The organism is Brevundimonas sp. UBA5936 (assembly GCA_002430835.1).
GTDB lineage: Bacteria > Pseudomonadota > Alphaproteobacteria > Caulobacterales > Caulobacteraceae > Brevundimonas.
The window spans coordinates 52,459-61,183 of record DJDA01000127.1 but is presented as its reverse complement, the minus strand read 5'-3'; the positions used below and the strand labels follow the sequence as shown (position 1 = coordinate 61,183).

At 67.6% G+C, this 8,725-nt stretch carries 9 protein-coding genes; 6 read left to right on the top strand and 3 right to left on the bottom strand.

Annotated features, from left to right (window positions below):
* Positions 1-216 precede the first annotated feature (216 nt).
* Together B2Y21_RS13230 and thiE are read right to left on the bottom strand one after the other, a co-directional pair.
* Positions 217-1,896 carry a sensor histidine kinase gene (locus B2Y21_RS13230; RefSeq protein WP_292060312.1) on the bottom strand — a complete coding sequence of 560 codons (1,680 nt, stop codon included), beginning with the start codon at positions 1,894-1,896 and terminating at the stop codon, positions 217-219.
* A gap of 64 nt (positions 1,897-1,960) precedes the next feature.
* Positions 1,961-2,623 (bottom strand): thiamine phosphate synthase, encoded by a 663-nt coding sequence (gene thiE, locus B2Y21_RS13225; RefSeq protein WP_292060311.1) that lies wholly within the window; start codon positions 2,621-2,623, stop codon positions 1,961-1,963.
* A 117-nt stretch (positions 2,624-2,740) separates the two neighbouring features.
* Between thiE and B2Y21_RS13220 the strand changes: the two genes are divergently transcribed.
* The 5 genes from B2Y21_RS13220 to B2Y21_RS13200 all read left to right on the top strand — a co-directional run bounded on the left by B2Y21_RS13220 (position 2,741) and on the right by B2Y21_RS13200 (position 6,571).
* Positions 2,741-2,926 (top strand): (2Fe-2S)-binding protein, encoded by a 186-nt coding sequence (locus B2Y21_RS13220; RefSeq protein ID WP_003165676.1) that lies wholly within the window; start codon positions 2,741-2,743, stop codon positions 2,924-2,926.
* Positions 2,927-3,107: 181 nt separating this feature from the next.
* Entirely contained in the window at positions 3,108-3,608 is a 501-nt protein-coding gene (gene bfr, locus B2Y21_RS13215) for a bacterioferritin (protein WP_292060310.1), read from the top strand.
* A gap of 173 nt (positions 3,609-3,781) precedes the next feature.
* Complete coding sequence (gene efp, locus B2Y21_RS13210; protein WP_292060309.1) at positions 3,782-4,348, top strand: elongation factor P; 567 nt, start codon at positions 3,782-3,784, stop codon at positions 4,346-4,348.
* Between the two features lie 132 nt (positions 4,349-4,480).
* Positions 4,481-5,287 carry an inositol monophosphatase family protein gene (locus tag B2Y21_RS13205; protein ID WP_292060308.1) on the top strand — a complete coding sequence of 269 codons (807 nt, stop codon included), beginning with the start codon at positions 4,481-4,483 and terminating at the stop codon, positions 5,285-5,287.
* 243 nt (positions 5,288-5,530) lie between these two features.
* Positions 5,531-6,571 (top strand): glycerophosphodiester phosphodiesterase, encoded by a 1,041-nt coding sequence (locus B2Y21_RS13200; protein WP_414632857.1) that lies wholly within the window; start codon positions 5,531-5,533, stop codon positions 6,569-6,571.
* Between the two features lie 28 nt (positions 6,572-6,599).
* Here B2Y21_RS13200 and B2Y21_RS13195 read toward each other — a convergent pair whose 3' ends face one another.
* On the bottom strand, positions 6,600-8,444 hold the full coding sequence (locus B2Y21_RS13195; protein ID WP_292060306.1) for an ABC transporter transmembrane domain-containing protein: 1,845 nt from the start codon (positions 8,442-8,444) through the stop codon (positions 6,600-6,602).
* A 132-nt stretch (positions 8,445-8,576) separates the two neighbouring features.
* Between B2Y21_RS13195 and rpmE the strand changes: the two genes are divergently transcribed.
* A partial coding sequence (rpmE, locus tag B2Y21_RS13190) for a 50S ribosomal protein L31 (RefSeq protein ID WP_292060317.1) occupies positions 8,577-8,725 on the top strand: 149 nt, incomplete at its 3' end.

The following is an 8,725-nucleotide window of genomic DNA, read 5'->3' as shown; positions in this document are numbered from 1 at the left end:
GGCGCCGCCCTTTGCGGCGCGGGCGGCGCGCCGTTCAGGCGGCGCGTCAACTCTTCGATGCGGGCGCGCTCGGCCGGATCTTGCTGCGCGGCGGCGGGCGTCGCGGACAGGGCCAGAGGGGCGGCGAGCGACAGGGCGGCGACGAATACGGCTTTCATGACAATGACATTGACGGCCGGGGCCGCACCGGGTCAAGCGGCCATCGCGCCCGCCGGATCAAGCGCCCGGCAACTCCACCCAGAAGGTCGCGCCCTGCCCCGACGCCGAGATCACGCCGATCTCGCCGCCCTGCAACTCGACCAGCCGTTTGGCCAGGGTCAGGCCGACCCCATGCCCCTCGATGGCCGAACGCTCCAGACCCAGACGGTTGAAAGGCTCGAACAGTTGCGCCTGCTTCTCTTCCGACAGGCCAGGTCCGCGGTCGACCACCTCGATGCGGACGCGATCGCCGCTCCAGGCCGCGCGCAGGACGACCAGCCCGCCCGAGGCGCCGTATTTGACGGCGTTGTTGGCCAGGTTGCCCACCACCTGCGTCAGACGCTGGGAATCGGCCCGCGCCACCAGGTGATCGCCGGCCGCGACCACATCGATCTTCACCGCCGCCGTTTCGGGATTCAGCAGCAGGCTACGGCGCACATCCTCCAGCACGCCGGCGACGTCGGTCGGGCGCAGATCGACCTTGACCGCGCCCGCCTCGGCCCGCGCCACATCAAGCAGGTCGTGGGTCAGAGCCTCGACCTGACGCGCCGTCTTGACCAGCATCTGCGCCATCTCGACCTGATTGGGCGTGACGGCGCCCAGGTGCCCGCCGGCCCACAGCTCGCCGATGCCGATGACGCCGCCAATCGGACTCTTGATCTCATGGGCCACATTGGCCAGCAGCCGCGACTTGGCCGCCGAGGCGCGCTCGGCTCGCGCGCGTCCCTCACGCGCGCGTTCGGTCAGGCGGTCCCGCTCTTCCAGCAAGGCCGCGACCATGACGATCGGCATATAGCCCAGCAGCACCAGAAGTTGCCCCAGCATGGCCCGCTGCTCGGCGTTGAAGTCGTGATAGGGGCCGTTTCCGGCCATGGTCCCGCCGATGGCCATGACCGAGACGATCATCAGGGCCCAGGCGATGCCGACGACGCGAAAGCGCACCGCCATGAGAACCAGCAGCGGCAACAGCAGAAAGCCGTAAGGCAGGCTCAACTGCGAGAAGATGGCGTAGCAGGCGCTCAGGATCAGGCCGCTCAACGCGACGCCCTCAGCCAGTCGCACGGGCTCGCGCAGAATATTCAGATGCGACCGGCGCAAGGTCAGACCAAACACGCCTAGAACAGCGAAACCCAGGGCGTGGGCGCTCCACCAGATCCGCAAGGAATCCAGCAGGTCGGCGCCGATCATCATGTTCAGCGCCACCGCGCTGAACACAGCGGACGGAAGCGGAGCGATGGCGCAAACGGTCAGAAACCGCGCCAGCCCTTCGACGCTGTCGACATGCAGCCCCGTCACCAGTCGGCGCGTCAGCACCACCGCCAGGGCGATCTCCAGCAGATTGGCCACGGTGAACAGCAGCGCCAGCGCCGGTCCGTTCCCGCTCAGGAACTCGCCCGCCAGCACCCCCGCCGCAATCAGCACCACGAAGCCGCAATCATAGGCCAGCCCGCGCCCGCCGCGCAGCCACAGGGCCAGGGCCAGACCGCTCGCTCCCCACAGGGCGGCCACCACGCCGTTGGCGCGCGCAAAGCTGACCGCCAGCACCACCAGGACGGTCACGCCCACGGCGGTCAGGATCGGCAGCAGAGGCTGACGGAAGAAGGCGGCGTTGGCTTGTGATGACGGGAGCGTGCGGGGCGTCATGCCCGACGGCTCCACAACAGCTTCAGGTCTTTCGAGCGCGCGGCTCATCGTCATGATCGGGTCCACGGGGCGACACTAAGGCCTCACCCTGCCCGAGCTTCCTAAACATCCTCTGAAGTCAGGAAGCTGCGCCCGCCAGGGCCGCATCAAAGGCTCGCATCGCCGCCGCCGGTCCTTGCGGATGCGCCCAGACCCCGGCGCTGACAGCCACGAAGTCCGCCCCCGCCGCCGCCAGGCCGGCCGCGTTTTCGGCCGTAACGCCGCCGATGGCCACGCAGGGAACCTCCATCGTCTCCTGCCAGATGGTCAGGATGTCGGGCTCGGCGTGATGAACGACGTCCTTGGTTTCGGTCGGGAAGAAGGCGCCGAAGGCGACATAGTCGGCCCCGCCCTCGGCCGCCTCCATCGCCAGGTGGCGGCTGTCGTGGCAGGTGACGCCGATCATGGCGTCCGGGCCCATGATGCGCCGCGCCTCGGCCAGGGAAGCGTCCTCCTGGCCCACATGCACCCCGTCGCAGCCCGTGGCGCGCGCCAGATCCGGCCGATCATTCAGGATCAGAGCCACTTCGTGCGCCTGGCAGATCGGCTTCAGCCGGGCGACAGCGGCGCGGATCGCCTCGTCCGAAGCTTCCTTCAGACGGATCTGCAAGGCGGCGCAGTCCCCGGCCGACAGGGCGGTCTCCAGCTCTGCGGCGAAGGCCTCCAGGTCCGGGATGGCGACCGGCGTGATCAGGTACAGCCGGCAGGCCGGGCGAGCGGGAATTTGCGGTTGACGAGCCATGGCCGAGCCCTGCCCGTCGTCGCCGTCGTCGTCAATGTCGCATGTGCATGCGAATGATTTGCACCCGCCTTAATAAATGCTATAGCGAGCCATTCTCAGTGTTCCGGGTGCCCCGCCTTGTACGTCTGCAACTGTAACGGTCTTCGCCAGCGTGACGTCGCCCTCGCCATCGAGGCGGGCGCCAACCGTCCGAAGGACATCTTCGCCAGCCACCAGTGCGCGCCCCAGTGCGCCAAATGCGTGTGCGAAATGCGTCAGATGATCCAGGAAACCCAGGCCGCCTTCGCCATCGCGGCCGAGTAGAGCCTAGCGCAAGAGCCGCCGCTTTTTGAAAGCGGATTTCACTCGCATTATCAATGCAGTGATAAAAACTCGCAAATAATCCACGGCGTTTCAGCCGTGCTATGAAGTCCTTACGGGCGGCCGAGAGGCCCTGTCGTCGCGCTGACGTCGCTTTCGCCGCCGCTGAACAAGGACGACGACCATGAAGGGCGATCCCGCGATCATCCGCACCCTCAATGCGGTGCTGACCAACGAACTGACGGCGGTGAACCAGTACTTCCTGCACGCCCGCATGTTCGAGAGCTGGGGTCTGACCCATCTCGGCAACGTCATCTACGAAGAATCGATCGGCGAGATGAAGCACGCCGACATGCTGATCAAGCGCATCCTCTTCCTGGACGGCCTGCCCAACCTGCAGGATCTGCACAAGCTGAAGGTCGGCGAAGACCCGATCGAATGCCTGGGCGCCGACCTGCAACTGGAGATCGACAGCCGCGCCGCGACCCGCGACGCCGTCACCCAGTGCGAGGAAGCCCGCGACTACGTCAGCCGCGACCTGCTGATGAAGATCCTGGCCGACACCGAGGAGCACGTCGACTTCCTCGAAAACCAGCACAGCCTGATCAAGCTGATGGGCGCGCAGAACTATCTGCAGTCGGCCATGAAGGAAATCGTCACCGACGGCGCCGCCACGGGGAACTAAAGCCTCCTCTCCCTGCCGTCATCGTCGGGCCTAGCGCGATGATGACGGCATAGGGGCAATCGCACGCGCCATTGCCCTTTTTCGCCTTATCCTCTAGGGCTCGCCGCGATTTGGCGCGCCACGCTCTGGCGGTCGGCGCCTGCCGCCCCCCAGCAACGAGCCCTACGGTTCTCATGAAAATCAACGCCAACACCATCAAGCCCGGCATGGTCCTGCAACACAACGGCGCCCTGTGGGTCGTCACCAAGGCCAGCCACGTCAAGCCCGGCAAGGGCGGCGCCTTCGCCAACGTCGAGGCCAAGAACCTCGAAACCGGCAACAAGCTGAACGAACGCTTCCGCTCGGAAGACAAGGTCGAGCGCGTCACGCTGGAACAGCGCGACTACTCCTATCTGTTCGACAACGGCGAAACCCTCGTCTTCATGGACGACGAGTCCTATGAGCAGATCGAACTGCAAAAGGGCTGGGTCGGCGAAGACCGCATCCCCTACCTGCAGGAAGGCATGAAGGTCATCATCGAGTCGCACGAAGAGCGCCCGATCGGCCTGGAACTGCCGGAACAGGTCGTGCTGGAAGTCGTCGAGACCGAGCCGACCGTGAAGGGTCAGACCGCCTCGTCGTCCTACAAGCCCGCCAAGGCCTCGAACGGCATCCGCGTCATGATCCCGCCCTTCATGTCGACGGGCGAGAAGATCATCGTCGACACCTCGACCGGCGAATACGTCCGCCGCGCGGACTAACAAACGCCGTCATTCCCGGCCAAGGCCGGGCGCTGTAAAGACTACAGGGGCGCGGATGGTCCGCGCCCCTTTTGCTTCTCCGTCCATCCGGGCCGCTGGCTTTTGAGGATCGACGGATCAGGAGAACCGCCTATGGCCCTCGCTTCCGCCCTGCTCCAGGTCATGATGGACGCCGTCCGCAAGACCGCCCGCCCGATGCTCCGGGATTTCGGCGAGGTGTCCCAGCTGCAGGTGTCCCGCAAAGGCCCCGGCGACTTCGTCACCGCCGCCGACGTCAAGGCCGAACAGACCCTGTTCGAGCTGCTGCTGAAGGCCCGTCCCGGCTACGGCTTCCTGGGCGAAGAGCGCGGCATGGTCGAGGGCACCGACAAGACCCACACCTGGATCGTCGACCCGATCGACGGCACCACCAATTTCATGCACGCCATGCCCCACTTCGCCATCACGGTGGGCCTGGAGCGCAAGCATCCCGACGGCACGTCCGAGATCGTGGCCTGCGTCACCTACAACCCGGTCATGAACGAGATGTTCTGGGCCGAAAAGGGCAAGGGCTGCTATCTGAACGACACGCGCATCCGCATCGCCGGACGCGTCGACATGGCCGAATGCCTGATCGCCACGGGCCTGCCCTTCATCGGCAAGACGGGCCACGGCCAGGCCATCAAGGACATCCACGCCGTCGGCCAGCGGGTCGCGGGCATCCGCCGCCTGGGCGCGGCCTCGCTGGACTTCGCCTGGGTCGCCGCGGGCCGCTACGACGCCTATTTCGAGCGCAACCTTCAGCCGTGGGACGTGGCGGCGGGCATCCTGCTGGTCACTGAGGCCGGCGGCGTCGTCACCGCCATCGACCAGGACGGCGACCCGATGAACGGCAAGCAGATCGTCGCGGGCAACCCGGAGATACAAGCCAAGCTGCGCAAGATCCTGCGCGAGGCCTGACGTCACCCACTCCCGATGGGAGAGGGCTTGAGCCTCCAAGAGCGAAGCGATTGGCAAGGCGAAAGGGTGAGGGTTCACGGGTGAAGTCGGCGTTAGCCGTCACTCAGCGCTCGAACGGATACCTTAGCCCCTCACCCTTGCGCGCGAGGGCGACGGCTGCGCCGCCGCGCGCTCAAGCCCTCTCCCGCCGGGAGTTGGTCACGCGATCACGCGCCTGTCACGTCCGGCCCCTACCCTTCGGCCATGATCGCCGCCATCCTGACCGCCGTCCTCCTGTCGTCGAGCCAACCGGCCATGTCCGCTCCTCCCGCCAAGCCCATCGTCATCGCCCACCGGGGCGCCTCTGGCGAACGGCCCGAGCACACCCGCGCCGCCTATGAGCTGGCGATTGAACAGGGCGCCGACTTCATCGAGCCCGATCTGGTCATGACCCGCGATGGTCATCTGGTCGTCCGCCACGAGAACGAGATCGGCGAGACCACCGACATCGCCGACCGTCCCGAGTTCGCCGCACGCCGCACCACGCGCGAGGTGGACGGCGTGCCCATCAGCGGCTGGTTCACCGAAGACTTCACCCTGGCCGAGCTAAAGACCCTGCGCGCCCGCGAGCGCCTGCCCGCCCTGCGCCCCGCCTCGGCCGCCTATGACGGTCAGGAGCCGATCTTGACCTTCGACGCCGTGGTCGAGATCGCGCGTGAGGCCAGCGCCCGCACCGTCCGCGTCATCGGCGTCGCGCCCGAACTGAAGCACCCCAGCCATTTCGCCGCCCTTGGCTTGCCGATGGAGGACGCCTTCGTCGCCGCGCTGGAGCGCCATGCCCTGACCGGCGCCGACGCCCCCATCCTGATCCAGTGCTTCGAGGTCGGGACGCTGGAGCGGTTGAAGGCGCGCATCGACGCCCCCCTGCTACAACTGATGCAGGCCGGCGGCGGCCCCGCCGACCGACCAGGCGCGACCTATGCCAAGATGGCCACGCCGCAGGGCCTGGCGGAGATCGCCCGCTACGCCGAGGCGGTCGGGGTGCAGGATTTGATGGTCGTTCCCCGTGACGATGCCGGCCGAGCGCTGGAGGCGTCGAACCTGACAAGCGACGCCCACGCGGCGGGCCTGAAGGTCGTGGTCTGGACCTTCCGAGCGGAGAACCTGTTCCTGCCCGCCCAATACCGCATCGGCGAAGCGCCGGCCGACCACGGCGATCTGGCAGGCTGGCTGAAGGCGATCTATGCGCTGGGCGTCGACGCCGTGTTCAGCGATTTTCCCGCCGCCGCCGTCAACGCGCGCTAGCCCCTCTCCCGCCGGGAGAGGGTCTTGCTCACGTTCCCTGAAACTGCAGCTTGGCAAGCCGTGCATAGAGGCCGCCCTTGGCTGACAGCTCCGCGTGCGTGCCTTCCTCGACCACCTGGCCGCCGTCCATCACCACGATGCGGTCGGCGCGCAGCACGGTCGCCAGGCGGTGGGCGATGACCAGGGTGGTGCGCGCCTCCATCGCCTGATCCAGCGCGGCTTGCACCAGGCGCTCGTTCTCGGCGTCGAGCGCGCTGGTCGCCTCGTCCAGCAGCAGGATCGGCGCCTCGCGCACCAGAGCCCGCGCGATGGCCAGACGCTGACGCTGGCCGCCCGACAAGCTCTTGCCGCGCTCGCCCAGCGGCGTGTCGAAACCTTCCGGCAGGGCGTCGATGAAGCCCAGCGCCTGCGCCTCGGCGGCGACGGCGCGGGCTTCGTCCAGCGTGGCGGCCTCGCGACCGAAGCGGATGTTCTCCAGCGCCGAGCCCGAGAACAACGGCGCCTCCTGCGACACCCAGGCGAAGCGGTTGCGCACGTCGACCGGATCAGCCGCGCGCACGTCCACCCCGTCCACCGACACCAGGCCCGACTGCGGGTCATAGAAGCGCAGCAACAGGCGGAAGACCGTCGACTTGCCCGCCCCCGACGGCCCGACCAGAGCCACCGTCTCGCCCGGCCGCACGGTCAGGCTGAAGCCCTTCAGCGCGGGCAGGTCCGGGCGGCCCGGATAGGCGAAGTCCACCGCCGACATCGACACCTCGCCGCGCGGCGGCTGAGGCAGCGCGACCGGGCTGGCGGGCGGCGCGATGGCGGGGGTCGCCCGCATCAGTTCGTCGATCCGCTCCATGGCCCCCGCGGCCTTCTGCACGTCGCCCCAGCTTTCGCCCAGCGCGCCGACGGCGCCCGCCGCGAACACCGACAGAAGCACGAACTGCAGCAGGGCGCCCGGCGTCATGGTCCCGGCGATCACGTCCTGCGCCCCCAGCCACAGCACCAGCGTCACGCCGCCGAACATCACCATGATGATCATGGCCGTCATCACGCCGCGCGCCCGCATCCGCTTCAGCGAGACGCCGAACGCCTCTTCCACCGCCGCGCCGAAGCGGCCGATGGCGCTCTTTTCGCGGCCGAAGGCCTGCACCGTCTCGATGGCGTCTACGCTTTCCCCGGCGAAGCCCACGGCTCCGGCGAAGGTGTCCTGCGACTGCACCGTCAGGCGGCGCACCACCCGGCCGAACAGGAACAGGGGCACGATCAGCACCGGCACGATCAACAGGACGAAGCCCGTCAACTTGGGGCTGACGAAGAACAGCAGGATCACCCCGCCGATCAGGGTCAGGAAGTTGCGCAGCGCATAGCTGATCGAAGTGGTCAGCAGCGTATCCACCAACTGGATGTCCGTGGTCAGGCGCGACAGCACCTCGCCCGTCCGCATATGGGCGAAGAAGACCGGGTCCAGCGTCAGGATGCGCTGGAACAGCGCCGTGCGCAGGTCGGCGATCATCCGCTCGCCCGTCTTGGTGACGTAGAAATAGCGCAGCGCCGTCGCCAGCCCCAGGATCACGGCGTTGAGGCCCAGGATCAGGAACCATTTGTCGATATTGGCGCCGCCGTTCTCGAACCCCTGGTCGATGGCGCCGCGCGCCGTCGCCGTCAGCGCCAGGGAGGCGACCGTCGATCCGATCAGCCAGACCGTGGCGATGGCCGCGTCCATCTTGTGCCGGGCCAGGAAGGGCAGCAGCCGTCCCAGGGGGCGGATGTTGCGGCTCTTGGCGCGCTTGCCGCCCGCCTCGTCCATCTGTTCGGCCAGAACGGCGCCGGCGCCGGGGCGGCCGGTCGGCTGGGCATGACGTTGAGGTTCAGCTTGGGTCATGGTCGCGCTCTTGCCCCGGAACGCACCCCGGTGTAAACGCCGCCCCTCGCTCCCGTCGCGCTCTGCGGCGGGATTCTCTATTTACGCGCAGTGACGGTCGGCATCGTCGTCGCGCAGAGACGGACAAGATCGATGAAAGCGGACACGCACCCCGACTACCACTTCATCACTGTTGTGATGACCGACGGCACCACCTACCAGACCCGTTCGACCTACGGGAAGGAAGGCGCCACGCTGAACCTGGACATCGATCCGACGTCTCACCCGGCCTGGACCGGCGG